Below are 25,045 nucleotides of genomic sequence, written 5' to 3'. Positions count from 1 at the left end.
CCTTACGGCATGAACAGCAGCATCACATAGACGCAGAAGACGATGAGATGCACAACGCCGTTCAGCGCATTGGTCCGCCCCGTGCCGAACGACAGGATGGCCAGCACGAAGGTGACCAGCAGCATGGTGCGGTCCTCGGTGTCGAGGCCGAGGACCATGGAGTGGCCGATGAGCACCGAGATGACGGCCATGGCCGGGATGGTGAGCGCCACCGTAGCCAGCGCCGAGCCCAGCGCGATGTTCAGCGAATGCTGCAGGTGGTTGCGGGAGGCGGCCCGCACCGCCGCAATGCCTTCCGGCAAAAGGATCAGCAGCGCGATGAGGGCGCCGGTCACGGCGTCGGGATCGGCCAGCGCGAAATGGCCGAGGAAGTCCTCCAAGGCCGCCGCCACGTGCTTCGACAAGGCCACCACCGCCCCGAGGCTCGCAAGCAGCATGACAAGGCTCAGCGCAAAGACGCGCGGCGGGGGCGGCTGCTCGGTGTGGCCCTCCGGCTGGCTCTCGTAGTGCTCGCGGTAGCGCACCGTCTGCATGTAGAGGAACGCCCCGTAGAGCGAGACCGCGACGAAGCTCATGAAGATGAGCTGGCGCGGCGAGAAGGTGCCGGTTTCGCCCTCATGCGTCTCGGCCGGCAGCACCAGCAGCAGCACCCCCAGCGCGATCATCACCGAGAGGTAGCCCGAAACACCCTGCTGCTGGATGGTCTGTTCCCGGTGCTTGAGGCTGCCCAGCAGCAGGCACAGGCCGACGATGCCGGTATTGACGATCATCAGCACGGAAAACACCGATTCCCGCGCCAGAGTCGGGTTGTTCGCTCCGTGAAGCATCATCGAGGCCATCACCGAGACCTCGATGATGGTGACGGACATGGTCAGCAGCAGCACGCCGTAGGGCTGGCCCAGGCGGCCGGCCACCACATCCGCATGGGCGACGGACGAGATCGCCGAACCACACAGCAGCGCGATGGCGAGAACCGCAGCGATGCTCGGCACCACACCTTCCGCACCCGGCGCAAGGTCCGGCCACAACGACAGCAGCAGCGCGAGTGTCAGGCCCAGTCCCGGCAGGAGATAGTTGCGCATGGTCGGGCGGGGTGCCTTCACGCTGTGCTCCTGTCCGATGCGATCCAGCTCGCTGTCCCACATCCGTTACGGCCCCGCAAGGCTTCGGCACCCTGCCGGGCCGCCGGCTCAGAGGGCGACGGGCCGCCCGGTCGCCTTGCGCTCGGCGAGAAGGCACAGATAGACCGAGGCCAATGTCGCCCCCGCGAGGGCGGTAATCTCCGCATGATCGTAGGGCGGGGACACCTCCACCACGTCGAAGCCCTTGAGATCGAGGCCGCCGAGCCGCCGCAGGCACGAAATCGCCTCGCGGGTGGAGAGCCCGCCGCAGACCGGCGTGCCGGTGCCCGGCGCGAAGGCAGGGTCCAGCGCATCGATGTCGAACGTCACATAGACGGGGGCATTGCCCACCCGCTCGGCAATGCGGCGCGCCAGCGCGATCGGCCCCATCTCGGCGGCGGTAAGGCCATGGACGATCTCGATGCCGCAGGTCTGGGGCGCATAGGTGCGGATGCCCACCTGGATCGAGCGATCCACCCGGATCAACCCGTCCTTCACGGCGCGGGTGATCATGGTGCCGTGGTCCACCCGCTCGCCGCCGTCCTCCCAGGTGTCCTGGTGCGCATCGAACTGCACCAGCGCCACCGGCTCGCCAAGATGGGCGACCAGCGCACGCAGCATGGGATAGGTGAGGAAATGGTCGCCGCCGAGGGTCACCATATGGGCGCCCCGGGCATAATGAGCGCGCGCCTGCGCGGCGATGGCGGCCGGAATCCCGGCGGGCAGGCCGTAGTCGAACACGCAGTCCCCGGCATCCGCCACGTCCAGCGTCTCGAACGGATCGATGCCGAAGGGATAGAACGGGTCGCCGTCGAGGATGGTGGATGCGGCGCGGATGGCGCGCGGCCCGAATCGCGTGCCCGGCCGGTTGGAGACCGCCACATCCAGCGGCACGCCCCACACCACCACCTCCGCTCCGCCGCCGTCGCGCGCATAGCGCCGGCGCAGGAAGGAGGTGACGCCGGAATAATTGGGCTCGGTGGACTGGCCGTGGCGAAAGCCGGGATCAAGGGCGCGATCCACCGGGCGGGGATGCAGCGGATCGGTCGGGGTGGTGTTCGACATGACACTCCTCGAATGGACGGCACCCGAACGCAACCGGCGCCGCAACGGCGGCATCATAAGCATTTTCGCCGATCGGGTTGATGCAATCCGATCTGATCCGGCCTCAGGCTCTCACTCCGGCGCGAGGCGTCCGCGATAGACCACCTTGCCCGGGGGCTGCCCATCGGCGGAGGCCGCGCCGGACCCGAGCTTGGGACCCTGCGTCACCACCACTTCCGCCGTGCCGAGCCGGCTCCTGCCCAGCCCCGCGAGCCCCGGAGCGTGACCGGACATCCCGGCGCTGAACGCGCCGAGCAGCAGCGCCGGCCGGCCGGGGACCAGCAGCCACAACCGATTGATATCGCCGTCCGGCGGTGCCGGCGCGAAGCTGCGCACGAAGATCACGCCGCTGTCCGGATCGAGGCGGACGGCGATGGATGGCAGCGGCTCGCTCTGCAGCACGCCGACCCATTGGCCGTCCCGCGGCCAGAACCATTCGCGATAGGCCGCGAAGGCGGCGACACCGATGAGCAGCGCCAGGAGCGTGAGCGCCGCCGTCCGCCACGCAAGGGCATGCCGCCGCTGCGGCACGAAAAGACCAGCGGCCGCAGCGGGCTCAGTGACCGTCGCGGCCGGGTCCGGCAGCGCCGAGACCACGCCGGAGGCGACCACCGCCGCCCAGCCCGGCAGCGGCGACGCCTCCTCCCCCTTCGCACCGGCCGCCGGATCGGCGGAGGGCGGCTCGGCGGCGGCAGCTTCGATCGGGGCGGGCTCGATGGAGGTGGACTCGATGGGCGCAGCTTTGAGGGGCGCAGCTTTGAGGGCGGCGGATTGGAGGGGGGCGGATTGGAGGGGGGCCGCCTCGGGAGCGGAAGGCACGGCCAGCGCCTCGGCGGAAGGAGCCTGATCGGACGGAGCCTGAACACCGGCCGGCGGGGCTTCAGCCGATCGCGCGTCGACCACCGACGGCTCCGCCGCCCCGGGACCAACGGCCCCGGAGGACGTCCCGACTTCAGGTCCAGCGGGAAGCGCGGCAGGGGGCGCGGCGGGAGGCGGGGATGGTGCGGGGGCCGTCTCGACGCTTGTGTTCTGCTGCGGACCGTCGGGCAAAGCCGCGGACGGCAATGCCACCGGGACCTGCGGGCCAGGGCCGCCTTCGGCAACCTGGGCAACCGGCGCTATGGACTGGGGCGCATTGGACTGGGTGGGCGGAGGGGTCGTCGCGTCCGGCGAAGGAGCGACGGGAACGGTCGCGGCCGAAACGGACGCGGGATTGGCGATCGCCTCGGCATCGACACCGCCGGGCGCGCCGGGCGTCGGGCTCCCGGATGGCGCCGGCGCGAGCGTCACATGCTCCGTTGGCGGAGCGGTTGCGGACGGATCCGCGATCGCCGTGGCCTCGGGAACACTGGCAGCGGGAACACTGGCAGCGGGAATACTGGCCTCGGGAACACCGGCAGCGGGACCCGGGGCCGCAGGCTCCAGCAAGGTGAAGGCCGGCGGCGGTGCAATGGAGGCCGGCGCGCCCTCGTCCGCCAGAGGCGGGGCGGGCGCCATCCCATCCGGCCCAGTCCCGGTCTGGGGATCTTGGGCGGCGGGCGGCGGATCGGGCTCCAGGAAGATGAAAGCCGGGGGCGGAATCAGCGGCTCCGGCACCGGACGCGGGCGCGGCGGCGCAGGGGGCCCCAGCCTGAGCGGTGGCGGCAACGGGTCGGCCCGCTCGGCCGCGGGGGCGGGCGGCGGCTCCGGCAAGGGCGGGGCGGGCGGCAGCAGGCCGGCGGCGACCGCATCCTGAATGGCGCCGCCGAGGGTCCGTCCGCCGGGCACCCTGAGCGCAACCGGAACCGGCGGCGTGGCAAGGGCCGGAGCAGGAGCCGGCACCGGGGCCGCTCGCTTCGGGCGCGGGCTCCCCTCCCCGGCCCCGTGTCCGTGTCCGTGCCCGTGTCCGTGTCCCGGCAGGGCCAAGCCGAACAGCCGGCGGATCGTCGCCACCGGTCCCTGGGGGCGGGGGGCGGGCGCACGGCCGGGGCGCGCCTCTCCCACCACCGGGCGCGGCGCGGGCTCGGCAGGAGAGGGCGGCGCCTTGCGCAGCGCCTTGGGGCGCGCGGCGGGCGGCGCGGCCTTGAGATCAGCAACGATGACCCGCCAGATCGAGGGCGGCGGCATCACCGGGACGGCGAGTTCATGCAAGGGCGACAGCCGGCGCTCCCACAGCCGCACCAGCCCTGCGAACGCGGGATCGGCGGCGATGCGCACGCGCACCCTTTTGCGCTCCTCCGAATCAAGGGTGCCGAGCACGTATTCGGCCGCCAGCGTCCGATCGGCGTCGGTCAGGTGCGCCGCTGGGGCCGGCACCGTCATGAGCGGCGCCCCATGCACTCGCCGAGCTGGGCCACGCTACGCGCCATCCAGGCCCGGATGGCAGCCACCGGCGCGTCGAAATAGATAGAGAGGGCCTCGCGGTTCCAGCCGTCATAGAAGGCGAGCAGCACCATGCGGCGGCGCTCCTCGGGCAGCTTGCCGAGGCAGCCGAGCAGGCGGATCAGCGCCGGGCTCCGGCGTTCGGAGGCCAGCGGGTCCTCGCCCCTCTGGGCGGCGTCGAACGGCTCGAAGGCATCGCCCACGGGCCGCTTCCAGGCCATGTCGAGGGCACAGGAGCGAGCCACGGCCGCCATCCAGCAGACCGGGTCCTCCTGCGGGCGCAGGGTGTGGGCCTCGGCGCGGATGCGCCGGTATGCCTGCCGCATGGCCTCGCCGGCCAGCTCCGGCCGGCGGAGCAGGCGGAGCACGAGCCCGTACAGCTTCGGGCTCGTCAGGCGGTAAAGCTCCTCGAAGGCGTGGAGGTCGCCGGCGGCGACGCGATCGACGAGGGCATGGACCTTGCGGTGGGAGGTCACGGAACACTCGTGCTCGGTGGGGGACCGCGCAGAAGTTACCGGAGCGGCACCGCGCAATGGAAGCCTTGAATGCCACAGGACACGCGTGCCGCGCGCAAAAAAGCGCGCCGCACGACAGGATCAGTTACCTCTCTACCGCCCTCGAACCTTCCCCGGCCTTTCCGTCCCGCAGAAGGCTCCGAGCGAAGGCGTCAAGCGAAGGCGTCAGTGGCGCGCGGTCTCGCCGGGGCGCAACGGGGGACGCCGCCCCGGCGCCTCGACCCGCCCGGCGCGATCCATCTCGCCGGCCGCCTCCACCAGGGCAAGGTCGGTCTCCGCTTCGGCGAGGGTGGCCCGGGCCGCCTCCTGCTGAACTTTCAGATCCTGCGCCGACCTGTGAAGGTTGTCGCGCCGGTTGCGCGCGGCGAGGGCCAGCGGCGGATAGGCGAAATGCCGGGGATCGGAGATGCCGGAGCGCTCCTCTTCCGCGGCAATGTCGCGCTCGAGATCTTGGGCCATGCGCTCGAACTCGGCGATCATGGTGTCGATCTGGCCGAGGCGGCGTCGCGCATCGTCGATCTGGAATCGCTTTGCACGGATCAGGGGGTCACGCGACTTCATCGCCACTACTCCGGTACGCATACGGGAACGCGCCCCCAACGCCCGTGTGCGCTCGGAGCTTCCGGCCTCAGAGAATGTCGCGTGCTGGTTGCCCTTTCCTTACCTCGACCCCGGCAATGGGATGAAAATCGCGTTCGCGGACGCCACGGCAACCAATCGTTTACCGCCTTCATTAATGATGACGCTACGGTTCGGGTGAAGCGCCATGGCGTGCGTCACCCGGGCACCGCCCCAGGGCTCGGGCGGAAGGGGTGGCCGCACACGTGACCGAGGGCTTGTGGAAAAGACCTTAAGTGCTTGATGAAGAGTCAGTCTTGACTCTCCAGCATAAAGTTTTTTCGACAGACTCTTGTGGAATAGAATCAAGATCTGCTAACGATTCTACACACGTAACGCGAATCACCCCGATGGCCGAGCAACAGAAGTCGGCGAGCCCGATTTCTGGGTAGTTGCGAGGAAAGGGATAGCCATGCGCGTCTTGCTCATCGAGGACGACAGTGCTACGGCCCGAGGCATCGAACTGATGCTGAAGACCGAGAGCTTCAACGTCTATACGACCAACCTCGGTGAGGAAGGCGTGGACCTCGGCAAGGTCTACGAATACGACATCATCCTTCTCGACTTGAACCTTCCCGACATGTCGGGGTTTGAAGTCCTGCGCGCCCTGCGCGTAGCGAAGGTGAAGACACCCATCCTCATCCTGTCTGGCCTTGCCAATACGGAAGACAAGGTGAAGGGCTTCGGCTTCGGCGCCGACGATTACCTCACCAAGCCGTTCCACAAGGACGAGATGGTGGCGCGCATCCACGCCATCGTGCGCCGGTCCAAGGGCCATGCCCAGTCGGTGATCCAGACGGGGGACCTCGTGGTCAACCTGGACACCAAGACCGTGGAGGTTGAGAACAACCGGGTCCACCTCACCGGCAAGGAATACCAGATGCTGGAGCTGCTCTCGCTCCGCAAGGGCACGACCCTCACCAAGGAGATGTTCCTCAACCATCTCTACGGCGGCATGGACGAGCCGGAACTGAAGATCATCGACGTGTTCATCTGCAAGCTGCGCAAGAAGCTCGCCAACGCGTCCGCGGGCAAGAACTACATCGAGACCGTTTGGGGCCGCGGCTATGTGCTGCGCGAGCCCATGATGGGCGCCGAGCGCATCGCCGTCTGATCCCCGACCTCCTCGCAGCCAACAAGAGGCCCCGCAATGCGGGGCTTTTTCGTTTGGGGTCCAGGCCCGCGCCGCGAGCGGGAAAATGGTTCCGTGCCTCGAGCGGGAAAAATATGCCGCGCCTGGTGCGGCAAAAACACCCGCGCCGCGGAACGTCCGCCCCCGCGGCCGCCGCGGTCAGGCGGGCGTGGAGATGGTCACGGTGTCGCCCTCCTGGGCGAAGCGGATGGCGATGGCGCAGTCGCGGGCCAGCATGCCGGCATAGAAAGGCTGCACCGAATGGGCGTCGAGCCCGCCCTCGGGGGCAACGCCGTCCACCAGCGCCTGAAGGCCTTCCGGAATGCGCGCCTTCTCGCCGGTGGAGGCCAGCACGAAGCCGGTGGCATCGCCCTCTCCCACCGCAGCGATGCGGATGATGCCGCCGCGCGGAATGGTGGTGCCGGCGAGCAGCACCAGATTGAGCAGCAGTTTCACCCGGTTCTTGGGCAGCAGCTCCCGCGGCAGGGACCATTCCACCCGCGTGCGCCCGTCCTCGATCACCGGGCGCACCACCTGCTCCGCATCGCCGAGATCGAGCCGCGCCCCGGCCGAACCCGCCGCACCGAAGGCCAGGCGGGTGAACTGGAGCCGGGCCGACGCCTGCCGGGCGCTCTTGGCGATGAGGTCGAGGGCCACGTCACGCATGTCCGCGGCGTCCTCGTCCTCCAGCACCTCAAGTCCGTTGACGATGGCCCCCACCGGGCTGATCACGTCGTGGCACACCCGCGAGCACAACAGCGCCCCGAGATCGAGCGCCGAAACGGCCAAGATGACGGCGGGCGTGGCAGCAGCGGACTTTTCGGTGGCGGACTTTTCGGTGGACATGGCGTCTTCCGGTCAGCGACGGCGGGCGGCTCAATGCGGCTCCGCCGGACCGCGCCCGAATCCGTCTGGATCAAAGTCGGTCCAGTTACACCGCCGGCGCGGCGCGCCACAAGCGTTGCCGCTCTGCCGCCGGACTTGTCGCCGGACTTGCCTCTCCTTGCCGCACCGCACCAACCCTGAAGTCGCCCCGCGCATCGACACGGCCGCCGCACAGGGCTAGAGACTGCGTCCCCGAGACCCGCAAAAGCCGCCCGCCATGACCTTGCCCGTGCCCCGCGCGCCTGCCCCCACCGATGCCGCCCTGCTGGCGGGCCTTGCGGAGGCGGCGCTGGCGGCCGGTGTCGTCATCCGCCGCATCGAGGCGGGGGGCATCACCCATCGGCAGAAATCCGACCTGAGCCCGGTCACGGAGGCGGACCACGCCGCCGAGACCACGATTCTCGCCGCCCTGGCCCACCTCATGCCCGGTGTGCCGGTAGTGGCGGAGGAGGCAACGGCGGCGGGCACCGAGGTCGTCTGCGGCAACCGATTCGTGCTGGTCGACCCCCTCGACGGCACGCGCGAGTTCATCTCCGGCAATGGCGAGTACACGGTGAATATCGCCGTGGTGGAGGATGGCGCCCCCGTGCTCGGCGTGGTCTATGCGCCGGCCCGGGCCCTGCTGTTCGCCGGGCGGCCGGGAGCGGCCTTCCGGGCCATCCGCGCACCCGGCGCCCGTGTCGATGCGCAGGACTGGACCCCCATCACCTGCCGCAAGGTGCCGGACGGCCCCCTCGTGGTGGCCGAAAGCCGATCCCACGGCGATCCCGCCACCGACGCGCTCATCGCCCGCCACCGCGTGGCCGAGCGCATCCCGGCGGGATCGGCGCTGAAGTTCGGGCTCATCGCCGAGGGCAAGGCGGATTTCTACCCCCGCCTCGGCCCGGTGATGGAATGGGACAGCGCGGCGGGCCATGCGTTGGTGGTGGCAGCCGGCGGCAGCGTCACCCGGCCGGACGGCAGCCCCCTGACCTATGGACATGCGGAGATCGGCTACAGGGTCCGCGGCTTCGTCGCCTGGGGCGCCGGCGGGCCGCCGGAGACGGGATCGGCCGGTTAACCCACCGATAATTCCGGATCCCGCATGGTGATTTTCAGGTAACGCCCGACCATTCACGCGCGGCCGACGTCCCCGCGTCATACTCACCGCCATAATTTGAGCGATTCGCGCGGTCGCCATAGACGCCCCAGTTGACGCGGCCCCCTTCATCGAAGCCCACTGCGAGATCCCCCATGCGCTTCTCTTCGAGCTTCCTCAAGACCGCCCGCGCCCTGCCGCAGACACTGCGGCGCCAGATGGGGCGGCAGATCACGCGCCATCTTGGCGGCCTCGTTGTCGCCCTCGCCGCGCTCGGTGCCGCGGTGCCCGCGAGCGCCCAGGGCCAGGGGCCGACGCCGCAGGCCTATTCCACCAACGAACTGGTCAGCAAGGGCCACTCCTTCTTCGGCAGCGTCTCACGCGGGCTCGCGCTCAGCATCGAGAAGGCGGTAGGCCAGTGGGGCCAGCCCAACGGCTACATCCTCGGCCAGGAAGGCTCCGGCGCCTTCGTCGGCGGCCTGCGCTACGGCGAGGGCGTGCTTTATACCCGCAACGCCGGCGACCTGAAGGTCTATTGGCAGGGCCCCTCCGTGGGCTGGGACTTCGGCGGCGACGGCGCCCGCACCATGGTCCTCGTCTACAATCTGAGGAGCGTGGACGACATCTTCCGCCGCTTCGGCGGTATTTCCGGGTCGGCCTACGTGGTGGCCGGCTTCGGCATGACCGCGCTGGGGGCCGACGGCATCGTGGTGGTCCCGATCCGCTCGGGCGTCGGCGTGCGTCTCGGCGCCAATCTGGGCTACCTCAAGTTCACCCCCAACCCCACTTGGAACCCCTTCTGAAGCCCCCGTCGGGCGGCAGACGCACGACCCATCGACGCGCCCGGAGCGAAACGGGCGCGTCGCCGCTGGCACGCTGCGGCGCGTCGTGGCATGAATGAAAACGGGTTCCGGGACGGCGCGCGGTGGACGCATTCCACTACCGCCCGCCTGACGGAACGGCAGATGAGACATGGGACGGCCCCCTCCCGCTCGCGACAGCGAAACGGATCCGCCGGGCCGGCTCAAGGGGAAGGGCGAGTGCGCGCGTGATCGAGCAGATCATGTATTTCACGTTGGGCGTGCTGATTGCGACGCTCATCGCTTTGCTCGTGCTGCCAGCGGTCTGGCACCGGGCGGTGCGGCTCACCACCAAGCGGGTGGAAGCCGCCGTGCCCATCTCCATCTTTGAGGTGCAGGCCGACAAGGACCAGCAGCGCGCCTTCTTCGCCCTCAACCAGCGCCGGCTGGAACTCCAGACCGACGCCATGCGCGAGACCATCACCGCGCACGCCGCCACCATCGAGACCCAACGCCAGCGCACCTTCGCCCTTGAGGGCGCGCTGAAGGCTCTTCAGGTTCAGCACGATCTCTCCTCCGCCACCGGCGCCGAACGCGACGTGGTGCTGGGCGAGACCCAGGACCAGCTGGCCGACCGCACCGCGGCCGTCGCCCGCCTGGAAGACGAACTGGCCGCCCGCACCTCGGCGCTCACGGCGCTGGAGGCGGCGCACCGCACCCTGGAGAGCGACGCGCAGGCCCTCGCCGCGACCCTGGCGACCCGCGAGGCGACGCTGGTGAGCGAGCGCGAGCGCATCGCCGCGCTGGAAACGGCAGCAGGCGACCTGCGCGCCCGCCTGGCCGACACCACGCGGCAGCTTGAGGAAACCTCCGCCGCGCTGGAAACCGAACGCTCCACTGCGATCGAGGCGAAAAGAGTCGCGGCGGATGCGGCGACCACCCTGTCCACCGATCTGGCCGAGACCCAGGCAGCCCTCGCCCTGAAGGCCTCGGAAAGCGACCGGCGGCGCGACGTCATCGCCACGCTGGAGGCGGAGCGCGACCGGCTGACCGGGCTGCTTGCCATCGCCGAGCGCGATCTGGACGCCAACCGCGCCGTCGTTCATGCCTTCGAGCAGCGCCGCGCCAGCGAGTTCGCCGCCGCCGAGGGGGAGAACCGCCGCCTCGCCGAAACGCTCCACATGCTCAAGGCCGACCATGCGCTGATGGAAGAGGCGATCCAGCGCGCCCCCCGCGATACGACGGCCGAGGCCGTGCCGGCCCTCGCCCCCGAGGGGCTCGATGCCCTGCGCGACGGCGTCACCGAGGTGGCGGCGAAGCTCGCCGCCCTCAGCGCCCGTCTCGAAGGGCCCGGTTCACCGGTGCGCAAGCTGGTGGCCGACGACGCGACGGGCGAGCTCGCCGCGCGCATCCGGGACCTTCTGGAACAGGACGACGCCGCGCACATGGACGTGGTGGAGGTGGACGCGCAGCTGGCCGATGCCGGTGTGTCCGGCGCTACGGCGGATGCGCCCGCCGAACCTGCGGCGACCAAGCGCTCCGCACAAAAGCGCGGCCGCGCCATCGCCGGCTGATCGCCTGCGCAATTATGATCGGAAGGTCCAGGCGACCTCAGCCTCATGGAAAGGGGGCTTATCGGAAGCCCCCATGCTACCGCGACGCCATCTCCAGCTCGGACAGGCGCGCCCTGATATCCCGGGACAGTTCGGGAAACCGCGCGGGGGCGACGAAGTCGGCTTCGCGATAGGGCGGCCCTCGGCGGCCGCCGGTGAACACCCGGCTGCCCTCCTGCGTCATCACCACATCGCCCCGCCGAAGCGTCGGATCGTTCATCACGTCGATCCGGGTGAGCCCGCCGATGCGGCTGTCCGCCGTGCAGGTGCAGCCCTCCACCAGGCGCTGGCGATAGACGAAGGCGTTGGGCAGTTCGGAATAGGCCTTTCCGGACCGGGAGACCGCCGCGTCGATGCCTTTGCTGCTGTCGGAAGAGGTGTAGATCGCCATCTTCGCGGCCGGGCAGAACGCGTTGCACTGGGCGAGCGCGCCGTCGTCCGCGGCTTTGCCCTGGAGCGGGAAATAGCGGCCGTCGCAGGTGCGCACGCAATAGGCCATGCCCCCGCCCCAGCTGGCATTGGCCGACCCCTCCCTGCGGACGCGGGGCGTGATGACGATGCGCGGCCGTTCCGGCGTGTCAACGAAGGTGCGCGGGCGCATACCGCCGAACAGCAGTGAGAAGAAGTTTCCGGGCGAGGCCTGCGCGTGCGAGGTCTGCGCGTGCGACCCCTGCGGCGCGAACGGCAAGGGTCCGCCTCGCGACTGTGCACGCGCTTCGCCGGCGCCCAGGACGACAGCCACGAGCAAGCACGATGTGAAAAGCAAGCACGATGTGAACAGAACGGCACGCGAAATCGCCGGCCGGCCGATCGGGGCCGCCCCATTGTCCTGTCGTCCCAAGGCCAACCTCCCGTGCCAGCCGCCCCTCGCGACACGGCCGTCGTCTCTCTCCAAGCCCGGCCGTTCCTCACCCCTCCCGCGCCTCAAGACAAGGCGCAGGTCGAGGCTCCAGAATCAGGTGAAGGCTCCAGAAAAAGGGATCGCGTCCAGCAAAAGTGTCAGGCGAACGCAGAAACCGTAAGTAACGGCCGCGGGGCCTCGCTTGGTCGCTCCTGCGGATGGGTCAGGAACGCCAGCGTGGGCGTCGCCAGCAGAACTGCGGCGAACAGCATAGCCACGAGAGAAATCAGAACTGAACCATGAGCCAAGCCAGGCATGGCAGGACTCCCCTTCTTAACCCAGAGTCTCGGCCTCCGGTCCACCGCGCCGTTGCCGATCTTTAAGATAACGTTAAAAGCTTGCCTGTGGCTCTAGTGTCACAGTTCACGTTCGCGCGAGCATGGTTGCAATGCCGCAAATCTGCCCCCTGATACCTTCTGGAACTACCGGCACACCTGCTGCCAGTGGGACTGGCCCTGAGGACCGGTCCGAAGAACCCAGGAGCAGTTCGGACGTGGGGGCGGACCCCAGCTTTGGGCATAAAAGGGGACACGGACGTTGGACCGGGGCCGCCACACGCATCGGCCATAGGTGCAGACCCAGCGCACCTGCCGGGGCGCCACCTCGGGCCGCTCGGCCGCGAGCGCGGTGCCGGGGTTCAGCAGCGAAGCGGCCTGCCCCCCGCCTGCGGCGAGAAGCACGGCACCGGTGCCGAGCGAGAGCGCAACCAGCATGCTCTTCATGGACCACCTCTTCAGCCGGCAGCCCGGCCCACAACAGATATCGCAGGCGCGGCGCCCGGGCGCTACGGGCGCTGGTGGACCAGGGCGCTCGTGGACCAGGGCGCTGGTGGACCCCCAAGGGCGGAAGCCGCCGTAGCCTGGCCCGCGCAAGACCGACTGCGCTATCCGTGCCCGTCTACCGCCGTCATGCCGAAATGCAAGCGTTGCCCACCGGTTGCCCACCACGCCCTGCCGCGTTGGCGCTGCGCTGCGGCAACGAAGCCGCCTTGCGCAGCACCCCGTGTCTCCCTGATATGGCCCCATGATCGACAAACTCGAATACCTGATCGCCCTCGCCCGGGAACGTCATTTCGGCCGCGCCGGCGAAGCCTGCGGGGTGACCCAGCCGACCCTTTCCGCCGGAATCAAGCAGCTGGAAGAGACGCTGGGCGTGCTGCTGGTGCAGCGCGGCTCGCGCTTCCTGGGCTTTACGCCCGAGGGCGAGCGGACGCTGGAATGGGCGCGGCGCATCGTGGCCGATTCGCGGGCCATGCGGCAGGACATCGACGCCCTGAAGCGCGGCCTCGCCGGCCCGCTGCGCATCGCCGCCATCCCCACCGCCCTGCCCATGGTGGCAGCGCTGACCACCCCGTTCCGGGCGCGCCATCCCGACGTGCGCTTCACGGTGATCTCCCGCACCTCCATCGAGATATTGAACCATCTCGAAAACCTGGAGATCGACGCCGGCCTGACCTATCTCGACAACGAGCCGCTGGGCCGGGTGAACACCGTGCCGCTCTATCGCGAGCGCTATCGCCTCGTGACCTCGCCCCAGTCCCGCTACGGCGAGCGCGAGGCGGTGACCTGGGCGGAGGTGGCCGAGCTCCAGCTCGCGCTGCTCACCCCCGACATGCAGAACCGCCGCATCGTCGACAACCTGCTGGCCGCCGCCGGCGCCAGCCACAAGCCGACCCTGGAGTCCAATTCCATGATCGTGCTGTTCACCCATGTGCGCACCGGCCTGTGGGCGAGCGTGATGCCGGCCATGCTGGCGGACTCCCTGGGGCTCACCTCGGTGGTGCGCTCCATTCCCATCGTGGAGCCCGATATCTCCCACTCCATCGGCCTGGTGGTGCCCCACCGCGAGCCGACCACGCCCATCACCGCGGCGCTGGTGGCGGAAGCGCGGCGCATCGCGCCGAAGCTCGAACAGAGCGGTCTCGCCGACCCAGCCATTGCTGCAATGCAATAATTCCGCCGGCTTGGCGCAGGCCCGCGGCGGCTCATACATAGAAAAACACGATCAATATACCAAGAACCATCCCAGACAGACGTGATTGACGCAGCGCCGAGCCTTTGATTTAGGGATGCCGGTCTATAATACCTCCACTATCAATAGGGATGTTCTATTGCAACATCCTACAGCTGGCTTGATAAGAGGGCCGGTTGTGCCACACTTTCCCATAAGCAAGACGAAGCGGCGGCAATGCGCCCTCACGGCTTTTGGGAAAGCGAGACGTCCATGGCGGTCTATGAGGATTGGAGCACCGAACGCGCAGCGCAGGTGATCTCGGAGAACCGGCATCTGGAAGGGGCCACCATGCCCATCCTGCACGCTTTGCAGGAGACGTTCGGCTTCGTGCCGGACCCGGCGGTGCCCATGATCGCCGAAAGCCTCAACCTCTCGCGCGCCGAGGTCTATGGCGTCCTCACCTTTTACCACGACTTCCGGCGCGAGGCGCCCGGTCGCCACGTGGTGAAGATGTGCGCCGCCGAGGCGTGCCAGTCCGTCGGCGGCAAGGCGCTCGCCCACTATGCCGAGGAAAAGCTCGGCGTGGACATGGGTACGACATCTCCTGACGGGCGGGTGACGCTGGAGCCCATCTATTGCCTGGGCCTGTGCGCCTGCGCCCCTTCCGCTTTGGTGGACGGCCAGCTGGTGGCCCGCCTCGACCGCGATGCCATCGACGAGATCGCCGACTGCTTCGCCAACGGCAAGAGCTTCGGAGACGCCTGATGAAGTCCCCCCGCATCTTCGTCCCCAACGACGCCACCGCGGTGGCCTGCGGCGCCGACCGCGTCGCCCGCAAGCTGGAAGCCGGGCTGCTGGCCCGGGGCATCACCGCCGACATCACCCGCAACGGCTCGCGCGGCCTGTTCTGGCTGGAGCCGCTCATCGAGGTGGAGACCGAGCGCGGCCGCATCGGCTACGGCCCGGTGAAGCCCTCCGACGTGGAAGACCTGCTCCACGCCGGCATCCTCCATGGCTCCGACCATCCCCTGTGCGTGGGCGTGGTGGACGAGATCCCGTATCTGAAGAAGCAGACGCGGCTCACCTTCGCCCGCATCGGCATCATCGATCCGCTCTCGCTGACGGATTACAAGGCCCATGGCGGCTATCGCGGCCTGGAGCGGGCCATCACGCTGGGCCCGGCCGCCACGGTGGAAGAGGTGGTGGAAAGCGGCCTGCGCGGGCGTGGCGGCGCGGGCTTTCCCACCGGCATCAAGTGGCGCACGGTGGCAGCCGCCCCGGCGGACCAGCGCTACATCGTCTGCAATGCGGACGAGGGCGATTCGGGCACCTTTGCCGACCGCCTGATCATGGAGGCGGACCCCTTCTGCCTCATCGAGGGCATGACCATCGCCGGCCTCGCGGTGGGTGCCACCCGGGGCTACGTCTACTGCCGCTCGGAATATCCCCTCGCCTTCGTGGTGATGGAAAAGGCCATCGAGAAGGCGCGCATGGCGGGCCTGCTGGGGGACAACATCCTCGGCTCGGGCCTCGCCTTCGACATGGAAATGCGCATGGGCGCCGGCGCCTATGTGTGCGGCGAGGAAACCTCCCTGCTGGAAAGCCTGGAGGGCAAGCGCGGCCTGGTGCGTGCCAAGCCGCCGCTGCCGGCCCACAAGGGCCTGTTCCAGAAGCCCACCGTCATCAACAATCTGGTGTCGCTCGCCACCGTGCCGGTGATCCTGGACAAGGGCGGCAAATATTACCGTGACTTCGGCATGGGCCGTTCGCGCGGCACCATGCCCATCCAGATCGCCGGCAACATCAAGTTCGGCGGCCTGTTCGAGACCGCTTTCGGCATCCCGCTGGGCGAACTGGTCTATGACATCGGCGGCGGCACGGCGTCCGGACGTCCGGTCAAGGCGGTGCAGGCCGGCGGCCCGCTGGGCGCCTATCTGCCCACCCACCAGTTCGATACCCCGTTCGACTACGAGGCCTTCAGCGCCAAGGATGCGCTGATCGGCCATGGCGGCCTCGTGGTGTTCGACGACACGGCGGACCTGGCCGACATGGCCCGCTTCGCCATGGAATTCTGCGCCCACGAGAGCTGCGGCAAGTGCACGCCCTGCCGCATCGGCTCCATCCGGGGCGTCGAGACCCTCGACAAGGTGATGGCCGGCGAGCAGCGCGAGCAGAACCTCGCCCTGCTGACCGACCTTTGCCACACCATGAAGCTTGGCTCCCTGTGCGCCCTGGGCGGCTTCACGCCCTACCCCGTGATCAGCGCGCTCAATCATTTCCCGGAAGACTTCGGCGTCGCGCCGAAGCTGCCGGCCGCCGCAGAATAATTGGAGGAACACCATGTCCCTCGTTCACGAAATCGACTACGGCACGCCGGCTTCCAAGTCGCAGAAGCTTGTTTCCCTCACCATCGACGGCATGAGCGTCTCGGTGCCCGAGGGCACCTCTATCATGCGCGCCGCCATGGAACTGGGGAACCAGATCCCCAAGCTCTGCGCCACCGACATGCTGGAGAGCTTCGGCTCCTGCCGGCTCTGTCTCATCGAGATCGAGGGCCGCAACGGCACCCCGGCCTCGTGCACCACGCCGGTGGCCGAAGGCATCGTGGTGAAGACCCAGACCGAGCGCCTGAAGCAGATCCGCAAGGGGGTGATGGAGCTTTATATCTCCGACCACCCGCTCGACTGCCTCACCTGTTCCGCCAACGGCGATTGCGAATTGCAGGACATGGCCGGCGTGGTCGGCCTGCGCGACGTGCGCTACGGCTATGAGGGCGAAAACCACACCAAGCTCGGCAAGGACGAATCCAACCCGTACTTCACCTACGAGCAGTCGAAGTGCATCGTCTGCAACCGCTGCGTGCGGGCCTGCGAGGAAGTGCAGGGCACGTTTGCGCTCACCATCTCCGGCCGCGGCTTCGGCTCGCGCGTTTCCCCCGGCATGGACGAGCCCTTCCTGACTTCGGAATGCGTCTCCTGCGGCGCCTGCGTGCAGGCCTGCCCGACGGCGACGCTGAACGAGAAGGCCATGTACGACATCGGCACCCCCGAGCATTCGGTGGTGACCACCTGCGCCTATTGCGGCGTGGGCTGCACTTTCAAGGCGGAAATGCGCGGCGACGAGCTGGTGCGCATGGTGCCCTACAAGGACGGCAAGGCGAACCGCGGCCATTCCTGCGTCAAGGGCCGCTTCGCCTATGGCTACGCCGTCCACCAGGACCGCATCCTCAAGCCCATGATCCGCTCGTCCATCCACGAGCCGTGGCAGGAAGTGACCTATGAGGAGGCCATCGCCTACGCCGCCTCCGAGTTCAAGCGGATCCAGGAGAAGTACGGCAAGCGCGCGGTGGGCGGCATCACCTCCTCGCGCTGCACCAACGAGGAAACCTACCTGGTCCAGAAGCTGATCCGCGGCGGCTTCGGCAACAACAACGTGGACACCTGCGCCCGCGTCTGCCACTCGCCCACCGGCTACGGCCTGTCCCAGACCTACGGCACCTCCGCCGGCACCCAGGATTTCGACAGCGTCGAGGAGACGGATGTCGTCCTGATCATCGGCGCCAACCCCACCGACGGCCACCCGGTGTTCGGCTCCCGCCTCAAGAAGCGGCTGCGTGAGGGCGCCAAGCTGATCGTGGTGGACCCGCGCCGCACCGATATCGTGCGCTCGCCCCATATCGAGGCGTCCTTCCACCTGCCGCTCAAGCCCGGCACCAACGTGGCCATCGTCACGGCGCTGGCTCACGTCATCGTCACCGAGGGGCTGGTGAACGAGCAATTCGTGCGCGAGCGCTGCGACTGGGACGAGTTCCAGGACTGGGCCGCCTTCGTCGCCGACGAGCGCCATTCCCCGGAAGCGGTGGAGACCTACACCGGCGTCGATCCGGCCCTGGTGCGCGGCGCGGCCCGGCTCTATGCCACCGGCGGCAACGGGTCGATCTATTACGGCCTCGGCGTCACCGAGCATTCGCAGGGCTCCACCACGGTGATGGCCATCGCCAACCTCGCCATGGCCACCGGCAACGTGGGCCGCAACGGCGTGGGCGTGAACCCGCTGCGCGGCCAGAACAACGTGCAGGGCTCGTGCGACATGGGCTCGTTCCCGCACGAGCTGCCGGGCTACCGCCACGTCTCCGACGACGCCACCCGCTCGACCTTCGAGGCGCTGTGGGGCGTGCCGCTGGACGACGAGCCGGGCCTGCGCATTCCCAACATGTTCGACGCGGCGGTGGATGGCACCTTCAAGGGCCTCTACGTGCAGGGCGAGGACATCCTCCAGTCCGACCCTGACACCAAGCATGTCTCGGCCGGCCTCGCGGGCCTCGAATGCCTGATCGTGCAGGACCTGTTCCTGAACGAGACGGCCAATTACGCCCATGTCTTCCTGCCCGGCTGCTCGTTCCTGGAGAAGGACGGCACCTTCACCAATGCCGAGCGGCGCATCCAGCGCATCCGCAAGGTGATGGCGCCGAAGAACGGCTATGCGGACTGGGAGGTCACCCAGCTCCTGGCCAACGCGCTGGGCTTCCCCATGGCCTACACCCACCCCTCGCAGATCATGGACGAGATCGCGGCGCTCACCCCCACCTTCGCGGGCGTGAACTATGCCAAGCTCGACGATCTGGGTTCGGTGCAGTGGCCGTGCAACGACAGCGCACCGGAAGGCACGCCCATCATGCACATCGGCGGCTTCGTGCGCGGCAAGGGCAAGTTCGTCCTCACCGAATACGTGCCCACCGACGAGAAGACCGGCCCGCGCTTCCCACTGCTGCTCACCACCGGCCGCATTCTCAGCCAGTACAATGTGGGCGCCCAGACAAGGCGCACCGCGAACGTGGCCTGGCATCCGGAGGACGTGCTGGAAATCCACGCCCACGACGCCGAGAACCGCGGCATCCGGGACGGGGATTTCGTGAAGCTGGACAGCCGGGCGGGCTCCACCTCGCTCAAGGCGGTGATCTCGGACCGGGTGGCGCCGGGGGTGGTCTACACCACCTTCCACCATCCGGTGACGCAGGCCAACGTGGTGACCACCGACTATTCCGACTGGGCCACCAACTGCCCGGAATACAAGGTGACCGCGGTGCAGGTCTCGCCCTCCAACGGCCCGACCCAGTGGCAGGAGGACTACGAAAACCTCTCGCGCACCTCCCGCCGCATCGCCGCCGAAGCGGCGGAGTGAGGCAAGCGCTTTCGCGCCCCCTCTCCCGCAGGCGAGAGATCTGCGAAAGCCCCCCAGATGCCCTCCTCCCCTCTCCCCTTGCGGGAGAGGGGTTGGGGGTGAGGGGGTTCCACCACGAGAAACGCCTGTCTGCCCAGGATCGCAGCACACCCCTCACCCCGGCCCTCTCCCACAAGGGGAGAGGGGGCGGCTCTTTGGACCGGCTGGAGGGGACTTTCGCTGAGGTCTCGCTCGCGGGGAGTTCACCCCCTTCCGGAACCAACGCTCCGCTCCCATGTGAAACCTTGAGATGACCGAAACGCCCTCCACCTGCCCGCTGACGGCGGACACCGCCCTCCCCGCCCCGCCTCCGGTGCTGCGGGTGGAGCGCGTGCAGGTGCGGGATGGCTTGGTGTCTGCCGGCGAACGTGCCGTGCCCGAGGAAGTGCCGGTCGCCCTCACCTTCAACGGCACCACCCACGCGGTGATGATGGCGAGCCCCACGGACATCGCCGACTTCGCCCTGGGCTTCGCCCTCACCGAGGGTATTGTCGCCGCCCCGGCCGAGATCCTGTCCCGCGAGGTGATCGTGGTGGAGGAGGGCATCGAGGCCCGCATGTGGATCGCCGAGGAGAAGATGAAGCATCTCTCCGCCCGCCGCCGCGCGCTGGCCGGCCCCACCGGCTGCGGCCTGTGCGGGGTGGAGAGCCTTGCCGAGGCGGTGAAGCCGGCAGCGCTGGTGACCGCGGACATGCATTTCTCGCCGGCGACGCTGCTCGACGCCATGGCAGCCCTCGGCCCGCTCCAGAGCCTCAACCATGAGACCCGCGCGGTGCACGCGGCCGCCTATTTCGAGCCCGGCCGGGGCATCCTCGCCCTGGCCGAGGATGTGGGCCGGCACAATGCCCTCGACAAGCTGGTGGGCAAGGCGGCGGAAGCCGGGTTCGACACCGCCCAGGGCATCCTGCTCCTGACCAGCCGGGTCTCCATCGAGATGGTGCAGAAGGCGGCCGTGCTGGGGGTGGGGGTCATTGCCGCCGTCTCGGCGCCGACCTCGCTGGCCATCCGCACGGCGGACGCGGCGGGCATCACGCTGTGCGCCATCGTGCGCGCCGACGGCTTTGAAATCTTCACCCATCCCGGGCGCATTGCGCTCCCCTCACCGGAACGGCAGAACCATGTCGCATAGCACTGCTGAAAAGCTCGTCTACATGGCGAACCAGATCGCGACCGCCTTCTCGGCTCAGAAGCACGCCGAGGCGGTGGAGGCCACGCGCATTCACATCCAGAAATTCTGGGACCCGCGCATGCGTTCCAAGATCGCCGAGCACATCGCCCATGGCGGCGAGGGTCTTTCGCCCATCGCCAAGGAGGCGCTGGAAGGCCTTCAGGCGGCAAAGGCCGCCTGACCAGCCCACGCGGCGCATGAGCGAAGCCACGCAGAAGGCGGCGAAGGCCGCCTGAAGCCCGCGCGGCGCATGAGCGAAGCCACGCAGAAGGCGGCGAAGGCCGCCTGAAGCCCGCGCGGCGCATGAGCGAAGCCACGAAGGATCGGCAAAGGCCGTCGGATCACGCGCTGGCGACTAAACGACATCCTTCGGCGCGAGGGCGCAGGCCATGCGCCCCTGCTCGATCTGCAGCACCGGATGGGCGATCCCGAATCGCGCCGTGAGTTCGGCGCAGGTCTCGCTCAGGAAATCGTCGTCGAGCGCCGCCTCCGGCCGCACCAGATGGGCGGACAGGGCCACCGACGTGGTGGAAAGCGCCCAGATGTGCAGGTCATGCACCTCACTCACCCCCGGACGGGCGGCGAGAAAGGCTTCTACCTGTTCGGGATCGACGCCCGTCGGCACCATGTCCATGGCGAGGTTGACGCTGTCGCGCAGCAAGCCCCAGGTGCCGAGGATGATGGCGACGGCGATGGCCAGCGACACCACCGGGTCCAGCCACAGCCAGCCGGTGAGCGCGATCACCCCCGCCGCCACCACCACGCCCAGCGAGACGGCGGCATCCGCCACCATGTGAATGAAGGCGCCGCGCACGTTCAGGTCGCCCTTGCGGCCGGCCATGAACATCAGCGCCGTGCCCATGTTCACGGCCACGCCGATGAGCGCCACCACCATGACGATGCCGGTCTGGACCGGCTCGGGCTGCGACAGGCGCGAGATGGCCTCCAGGATGATGCCGCCGGTGCCCAGCAGCAGGATCATGGCATTGGCCAGAGCCGCGAGGATGGAGGAGCGGCCGTAGCCGTAGGTGCGCAGCCGCGTCGGCGCGCGCCGCGACAGCCAGGCCGCGCCCCACGCCAGCACCAGGCCGAGCACGTCGGAGAGATTGTGGCCGGCGTCGGCGAGCAGCGCGAGGGAGCCGGCATAGAGGCCGAAGATCACCTCGAAGATGACGAAGCCGAAATTCAGCCCCGCGCCGATGGCGAAGGCGCGCAGGGAATCGGGAACGGCATGGGCGTGCCCATGCCCCGCGTGAGCATGCCCCGCGTGGCTGTGCTCTGCGGGGCCGTGCTCTGCGGGGGCGTGCACGCCATCGCCTTGCGCGCCACGGCCATGGGAAGGACCAGCGTCGTGGCCGTCATGGTCATGGTCATGATCGTGTGCCCCGGTCTCCGGCGACGCCATCCTGTCCTCCCGGTCCATCCGCCGCGCATGTTCCACAGGCGCGCGCGATTGTCACCGGCTCATACCCACGGCCCATCAGATTGGCTCATCGGCCGCGGGTCTCAAGCCCGCGCGGCGCCTGAGCGATGCGCTCGGTTCCGGTCGAAGACCGGGCCGTGGGTATCGGAGATGTGGAGACCGGTCGCGCCTCAGCCGAGGAAGCCTTCCACCGTGCACACGAACGCCTCCGGCTGCTCGATGGCGGAGAGGTGGCCACCGGGCAGCCGCGCCAGCTTGGCGCCGGGGATGGCGGCGGCAATGGCCTCGCCCCAGGCCGCAGGCGTGGAACGGTCGCCATCGGAGACCATGACCAGCGTTTCCACGCGCACCGCCTCGAGGTCATGGCGAAAATCCATGTCGCGCATGGCGGCGCTGGTCCCCATGTAGCCGGCAGGGCTGGTGCCCGTCACCATGGCCCGCACCGCCGCCACCCTGGCCGGCGCCCCGGCGCGGAACTCCGGCGTGAACCAGCTGTCGATAACGGAATTGGCGATGGGCTCCAGACCGTCGCGGCGCACCGCCTTGATGCGCTGGTCCCAGAAGCGGGGCGGGCCGGCATGGGCGGTGGTGTTGGCGAGCACCAGCCGCGTCAGGCGCTGGGGCGCGTTCAGGGCCAGCCATTGCCCCACCATGCCGCCCAGCGAGAGCCCGCAGAAATCGGCGTGGGCAAGGCCCAGCCGGTCGAGGATCGCCAATACATCCCGGCCAAGGTCGCCCATGGCATAGACCTGATCGGGCGCCGCGCTGGCGCCATGGCCACGGGCGTCGTAACGGATGACGCGCCGGCTGCGGGCGAACAGGGGCGCCACCTCGTCCCACATGCCCAGCGTGCAGCCCAGGGAATGGGACAAAACGAGCGGCGGCGCGCCTTCGGGCCCCGTGACTTCGACCTGGAAACGCTCCCCGGACATGTCGATGAGCGGCACCGCACACCTCTTCTGGATTCATTATGCCACGACAGGTGTAGCGCCTTCGCATGGCGGCGCAAGAGGCCGGACGCTTCGATTCGCGGTCCGCAAGTCGTCGCCCGCAAACCGCCACCCGCAAGTCGCGGTCCCCAAGTGGGGGCAAGGTGGGAGGCGGCACCATCGCGCCGCCCCCCTTTCACGCGGCGAGACCGCGGGCCAGCTCCATGGCCTGCCGCTCGAACAGGCGGCGGTAGAGGCCGCCCTCGCGCCGCACCAGGGCGTCGTGCTCGCCTTCCTCCACGATCCGCCCCCGGTCGAACACCAGCAGGCGGTCGAGCGAACGCACCGTCGAGAGCCGGTGGGCAATGACGAGGGTGGTGCGCCCCACCATCAGCCGCTCCATGGCCTCCTGGATGGCGGCCTCCGATTCCGAATCGAGGCTGGAGGTGGCCTCGTCCAGGATCAGGATGCGCGCATCGGCGAGGAAGGCGCGGGCGATGGCGATGCGCTGGCGCTCGCCGCCGGAGAGCTTCACGCCCCGCTCGCCCACCAGCGTGCCGTAGCCGCGCGGCATGCGCTCGATGAAGCCGGACGCATTGGCCAGTTCCGCCGCTCGCCGGATCTCGGCAAAGGAGGCGTCGGGCCGGCCGTAGGCGATGTTCTCCATCAGCGAGCGGTGGAACAGGACCGGCTCCTGCTGCACCACCGCGATGGCCCGGCGCAGCGACGCCTGCGTCACCGCGCGCACATCCTGCCCATCCACGATCACCCGGCCGGAGGTCACGTCGTGCAGGCGCTGGATGAGCTTCACGAACGTGGTCTTCCCCGAGCCGGAATGGCCCACGAGGCCCACCCGTTCGCCTCCCTCAATGGTGACGTTCAGGTCCTCGAACAGCGGCGCAGCGTGGCCGCGATAGTGGAAGGTGACGTGCTCGAACGCGATGCGTCCATCCTCCACCTTGATGGGCACGGCCTCCTTCGCATCGGCGATGGCCACGGGCTGCTGGTGGATTTCCACCAGCTCCTCCAGCTCGTTGAGCGAGCGCTGGAGATTGTGCACGTGCATGCCGATGTCGCGCAGGTAGGAATGCACGACGAGGTAGGTGGTGAGCACATAGGCGATGTCGCCCGCGCTCGCCGCGCCCTGCCGCCACAGCAAGAGCGCCGTGCCGATGATGGCCGCCTGCAGCGCCACCAGCGCGAGAAGCTGCGCCGTGCCCGCCCAGGTGCCGGCCATCCAGGTGCGATAGGTGCGCCCGTTCCACTTGGCGAGCACGCGGTCGAGCCGCGCCTCCTCCCGCTCTTCGGCGCCGAAGCCCTTCACCACCGCGTTGCAGCCCACCGCATCGGCCAGCACGCCGCCGACGCGGGTGTCCCATGCATTGGAGAGGCGGGCCGCCGGCGCCACATAGTTCAGGGACAGCACCAGCGTCAGCGTCACGAAGGCCACCGCGCCCACCGCCACCACCAGGCCCATCACCGGCCAGTGCAGGCCGAGCAGGATCGCCGAGCCCGCCAGCGCCACCACGGACGGAAACAGCGCCACCAGCAGGGTGTCGTGCAGCACGTCGAGGGACCACATGCCGCGCGAGATCTTGCGCACGGTGGAACCGGCGAACGTGCTCGCATGCCAGTCCGCCGAGAAGCGCTGGACCCGCGCGAAGGCATCCGCCGCCAGGTCCGACATCATGCGCAGGGTGAGCCTGACGATGATCACATAAGTGAGGTGCCGCGCGGTGACCATCACCGCGCCAAGCGCCACGATGGCGAGAAAGGCCGCGCTCGCCGCCTGCCATGCCGCCTCCCGGTCCGCGCCCGCAAGCGCGCCGATGAGCCGGCCGGCAAACAGCGGCACGAACACTTCCGCCAGCGTCGCGACGAGCACGGCGGTCGCGGTGGCGGCGATGATGCCCTTCCGCCGCCGCCAATGGCCGAGGAGAAAGGCGAAAACCGCGCGGAAGGACACCCCGCGCTTGTGGGTCTGAAAGAGCGACATGACACGATTCCGGCCGCGCAAGGGCATGCGCCAGGCGCATACGCCAGGGCCGGTCCCTGGTTCGGACAAGGAGAGGCGGCGCAAGGCGCGCCGCGGACGTAAGGCGGAGGGAGGGCGGGCGTCGTCACCCCCGCCGGGTGCCGGGAGGCTGGCCGGCGCGAGGGAGACCGCGCACTGGAAGGAAAGGCTGGCTAGCGGCGGGGGCGTCGGGGAATGACGTCGGTGTGG

22 protein-coding genes are annotated in these 25,045 nt (G+C 69.0%); 10 read left to right on the top strand and 12 right to left on the bottom strand.

Going from position 1 to position 25,045, the window contains the following annotated elements:
* Nucleotides 1-2 precede the first annotated feature (2 nt).
* The 5 genes from V5F48_RS11925 to V5F48_RS11905 form a co-directional block, all read right to left on the bottom strand.
* Nucleotides 3-1,103: a calcium:cation antiporter gene (locus tag V5F48_RS11925; protein ID WP_394258892.1), complete on the bottom strand. Its 1,101-nt coding sequence runs from the start codon at nt 1,101-1,103 to the stop codon at nt 3-5.
* An 87-nt stretch (nt 1,104-1,190) separates the two neighbouring features.
* Entirely contained in the window at nt 1,191-2,186 is a 996-nt protein-coding gene (gene speB, locus V5F48_RS11920) for an agmatinase (RefSeq protein ID WP_394258891.1), read from the bottom strand.
* Between the two features lie 111 nt (nt 2,187-2,297).
* Nucleotides 2,298-4,526 carry a hypothetical protein gene (locus tag V5F48_RS11915; RefSeq protein WP_394258890.1) on the bottom strand — a complete coding sequence of 743 codons (2,229 nt, stop codon included), beginning with the start codon at nt 4,524-4,526 and terminating at the stop codon, nt 2,298-2,300.
* The gene (locus V5F48_RS11910) at nt 4,523-5,062 is read right to left on the bottom strand and encodes a sigma factor-like helix-turn-helix DNA-binding protein (protein WP_394107750.1); all 540 of its coding nucleotides are present in this window, start codon (nt 5,060-5,062) and stop codon (nt 4,523-4,525) included. The genes V5F48_RS11915 and V5F48_RS11910 overlap by 4 nt, the downstream gene beginning before the upstream one ends.
* Nucleotides 5,063-5,266: 204 nt before the next feature.
* On the bottom strand, nt 5,267-5,662 hold the full coding sequence (locus tag V5F48_RS11905) for a flagellar export protein FliJ (RefSeq protein WP_394258889.1): 396 nt from the start codon (nt 5,660-5,662) through the stop codon (nt 5,267-5,269).
* A 469-nt stretch (nt 5,663-6,131) separates the two neighbouring features.
* Here V5F48_RS11905 and ctrA point away from each other — a divergent pair, with 469 nt between their 5' ends.
* Entirely contained in the window at nt 6,132-6,833 is a 702-nt protein-coding gene (gene ctrA / locus V5F48_RS11900) for a response regulator transcription factor CtrA (protein ID WP_394107752.1), read from the top strand.
* A 177-nt stretch (nt 6,834-7,010) separates the two neighbouring features.
* On the opposite strand, the gene chpT is transcribed toward ctrA, so the two are convergent.
* Entirely contained in the window at nt 7,011-7,697 is a 687-nt protein-coding gene (chpT, locus tag V5F48_RS11895; RefSeq protein ID WP_394258888.1) for a histidine phosphotransferase ChpT, read from the bottom strand.
* Nucleotides 7,698-7,953: 256 nt separating this feature from the next.
* Between chpT and cysQ the strand changes: the two genes are divergently transcribed.
* The gene (gene cysQ / locus V5F48_RS11890) at nt 7,954-8,796 is read left to right on the top strand and encodes a 3'(2'),5'-bisphosphate nucleotidase CysQ (RefSeq protein ID WP_394258887.1); all 843 of its coding nucleotides are present in this window, start codon (nt 7,954-7,956) and stop codon (nt 8,794-8,796) included.
* A gap of 34 nt (nt 8,797-8,830) precedes the next feature.
* Here the strand turns inward: cysQ and V5F48_RS11885 are convergent, their stop codons facing one another.
* Nucleotides 8,831-8,971, bottom strand: a complete 141-nt coding sequence (locus tag V5F48_RS11885; protein WP_394258886.1) for a hypothetical protein — start codon at nt 8,969-8,971, stop codon at nt 8,831-8,833.
* Nucleotides 8,972-9,032: 61 nt separating this feature from the next.
* Here V5F48_RS11885 and V5F48_RS11880 point away from each other — a divergent pair, with 61 nt between their 5' ends.
* Both V5F48_RS11880 and V5F48_RS11875 read left to right on the top strand, forming a co-directional pair.
* Nucleotides 9,033-9,617 (top strand): DUF1134 domain-containing protein, encoded by a 585-nt coding sequence (locus tag V5F48_RS11880; protein ID WP_394107958.1) that lies wholly within the window; start codon nt 9,033-9,035, stop codon nt 9,615-9,617.
* Nucleotides 9,618-9,862: 245 nt separating this feature from the next.
* Nucleotides 9,863-11,188 carry a coiled-coil domain-containing protein gene (locus tag V5F48_RS11875; protein ID WP_394258885.1) on the top strand — a complete coding sequence of 442 codons (1,326 nt, stop codon included), beginning with the start codon at nt 9,863-9,865 and terminating at the stop codon, nt 11,186-11,188.
* Between the two features lie 76 nt (nt 11,189-11,264).
* On the opposite strand, the gene V5F48_RS11870 is transcribed toward V5F48_RS11875, so the two are convergent.
* Nucleotides 11,265-12,068 carry a DUF2865 domain-containing protein gene (locus V5F48_RS11870; protein WP_394258884.1) on the bottom strand — a complete coding sequence of 268 codons (804 nt, stop codon included), beginning with the start codon at nt 12,066-12,068 and terminating at the stop codon, nt 11,265-11,267.
* A 482-nt stretch (nt 12,069-12,550) separates the two neighbouring features.
* Nucleotides 12,551-12,850 (bottom strand): hypothetical protein, encoded by a 300-nt coding sequence (locus V5F48_RS11865; protein WP_394258883.1) that lies wholly within the window; start codon nt 12,848-12,850, stop codon nt 12,551-12,553.
* Nucleotides 12,851-13,151: 301 nt separating this feature from the next.
* Here V5F48_RS11865 and V5F48_RS11860 point away from each other — a divergent pair, with 301 nt between their 5' ends.
* The 6 genes from V5F48_RS11860 to V5F48_RS11835 all read left to right on the top strand — a co-directional run bounded on the left by V5F48_RS11860 (nt 13,152) and on the right by V5F48_RS11835 (nt 20,650).
* On the top strand, nt 13,152-14,081 hold the full coding sequence (locus V5F48_RS11860; RefSeq protein ID WP_394107758.1) for a LysR family transcriptional regulator: 930 nt from the start codon (nt 13,152-13,154) through the stop codon (nt 14,079-14,081).
* Between the two features lie 270 nt (nt 14,082-14,351).
* Entirely contained in the window at nt 14,352-14,846 is a 495-nt protein-coding gene (locus V5F48_RS11855) for a formate dehydrogenase subunit gamma (RefSeq protein WP_394258882.1), read from the top strand.
* Entirely contained in the window at nt 14,846-16,408 is a 1,563-nt protein-coding gene (locus V5F48_RS11850; protein WP_394258881.1) for a formate dehydrogenase beta subunit, read from the top strand. Before V5F48_RS11855 ends, V5F48_RS11850 begins: the two co-directional genes overlap by 1 nt.
* 13 nt (nt 16,409-16,421) lie before the next feature.
* Nucleotides 16,422-19,262 carry a formate dehydrogenase subunit alpha gene (fdhF, locus tag V5F48_RS11845; RefSeq protein WP_394258880.1) on the top strand — a complete coding sequence of 947 codons (2,841 nt, stop codon included), beginning with the start codon at nt 16,422-16,424 and terminating at the stop codon, nt 19,260-19,262.
* A 289-nt stretch (nt 19,263-19,551) separates the two neighbouring features.
* On the top strand, nt 19,552-20,430 hold the full coding sequence (gene fdhD, locus V5F48_RS11840) for a formate dehydrogenase accessory sulfurtransferase FdhD (RefSeq protein ID WP_394258879.1): 879 nt from the start codon (nt 19,552-19,554) through the stop codon (nt 20,428-20,430).
* The gene (locus tag V5F48_RS11835) at nt 20,420-20,650 is read left to right on the top strand and encodes a formate dehydrogenase subunit delta (RefSeq protein ID WP_138399889.1); all 231 of its coding nucleotides are present in this window, start codon (nt 20,420-20,422) and stop codon (nt 20,648-20,650) included. The genes fdhD and V5F48_RS11835 overlap by 11 nt, the downstream gene beginning before the upstream one ends.
* 174 nt (nt 20,651-20,824) lie before the next feature.
* Here the strand turns inward: V5F48_RS11835 and V5F48_RS11830 are convergent, their stop codons facing one another.
* From V5F48_RS11830 to V5F48_RS11820, 3 genes are all read right to left on the bottom strand, one after another.
* Nucleotides 20,825-21,874: a cation diffusion facilitator family transporter gene (locus V5F48_RS11830; RefSeq protein ID WP_394258878.1), complete on the bottom strand. Its 1,050-nt coding sequence runs from the start codon at nt 21,872-21,874 to the stop codon at nt 20,825-20,827.
* Nucleotides 21,875-22,062: 188 nt separating this feature from the next.
* Nucleotides 22,063-22,839: a 3-oxoadipate enol-lactonase gene (gene pcaD, locus V5F48_RS11825; protein ID WP_394258877.1), complete on the bottom strand. Its 777-nt coding sequence runs from the start codon at nt 22,837-22,839 to the stop codon at nt 22,063-22,065.
* A 178-nt stretch (nt 22,840-23,017) separates the two neighbouring features.
* Entirely contained in the window at nt 23,018-24,817 is a 1,800-nt protein-coding gene (locus V5F48_RS11820) for an ABC transporter ATP-binding protein (RefSeq protein ID WP_394258876.1), read from the bottom strand.
* Nucleotides 24,818-25,045 lie beyond the last annotated feature (228 nt).

Source organism: Xanthobacter autotrophicus ATCC 700552, assembly GCF_043194565.1.
Taxonomy (GTDB): domain Bacteria; phylum Pseudomonadota; class Alphaproteobacteria; order Rhizobiales; family Xanthobacteraceae; genus Xanthobacter; species Xanthobacter autotrophicus_F.
This window is presented reverse-complemented; position numbering and strand designations above follow the sequence as displayed.

Excerpts from the sequence above, each read along its gene's own strand:
- speB (WP_394258891.1), bottom strand. The coding sequence starts at position 2,186 with ATGTCGAACACCACCCCGACCGATCCGCTGCATCCCCGCCCGGTGGAT.
- V5F48_RS11915 (WP_394258890.1), bottom strand. The coding sequence starts at position 4,526 with ATGACGGTGCCGGCCCCAGCGGCGCACCTGACCGACGCCGATCGGACG.
- V5F48_RS11835 (WP_138399889.1), top strand. The coding sequence starts at position 20,420 with ATGTCGCATAGCACTGCTGAAAAGCTCGTCTACATGGCGAACCAGATC.
- chpT (WP_394258888.1), bottom strand. The coding sequence starts at position 7,697 with ATGTCCACCGAAAAGTCCGCCACCGAAAAGTCCGCTGCTGCCACGCCC.
- V5F48_RS11820 (WP_394258876.1), bottom strand. The coding sequence starts at position 24,817 with ATGTCGCTCTTTCAGACCCACAAGCGCGGGGTGTCCTTCCGCGCGGTT.
- V5F48_RS11860 (WP_394107758.1), top strand. The coding sequence starts at position 13,152 with ATGATCGACAAACTCGAATACCTGATCGCCCTCGCCCGGGAACGTCAT.
- cysQ (WP_394258887.1), top strand. The coding sequence starts at position 7,954 with ATGACCTTGCCCGTGCCCCGCGCGCCTGCCCCCACCGATGCCGCCCTG.
- V5F48_RS11865 (WP_394258883.1), bottom strand. The coding sequence starts at position 12,850 with ATGAAGAGCATGCTGGTTGCGCTCTCGCTCGGCACCGGTGCCGTGCTT.
- V5F48_RS11885 (WP_394258886.1), bottom strand. The coding sequence starts at position 8,971 with ATGGGGGATCTCGCAGTGGGCTTCGATGAAGGGGGCCGCGTCAACTGG.
- V5F48_RS11855 (WP_394258882.1), top strand. The coding sequence starts at position 14,352 with ATGGCGGTCTATGAGGATTGGAGCACCGAACGCGCAGCGCAGGTGATC.
- V5F48_RS11830 (WP_394258878.1), bottom strand. The coding sequence starts at position 21,874 with ATGGCGTCGCCGGAGACCGGGGCACACGATCATGACCATGACCATGAC.
- V5F48_RS11905 (WP_394258889.1), bottom strand. The coding sequence starts at position 5,662 with ATGAAGTCGCGTGACCCCCTGATCCGTGCAAAGCGATTCCAGATCGAC.
- fdhD (WP_394258879.1), top strand. The coding sequence starts at position 19,552 with ATGACCGAAACGCCCTCCACCTGCCCGCTGACGGCGGACACCGCCCTC.
- ctrA (WP_394107752.1), top strand. The coding sequence starts at position 6,132 with ATGCGCGTCTTGCTCATCGAGGACGACAGTGCTACGGCCCGAGGCATC.
- fdhF (WP_394258880.1), top strand. The coding sequence starts at position 16,422 with ATGTCCCTCGTTCACGAAATCGACTACGGCACGCCGGCTTCCAAGTCG.
- V5F48_RS11880 (WP_394107958.1), top strand. The coding sequence starts at position 9,033 with ATGGGGCGGCAGATCACGCGCCATCTTGGCGGCCTCGTTGTCGCCCTC.
- V5F48_RS11850 (WP_394258881.1), top strand. The coding sequence starts at position 14,846 with ATGAAGTCCCCCCGCATCTTCGTCCCCAACGACGCCACCGCGGTGGCC.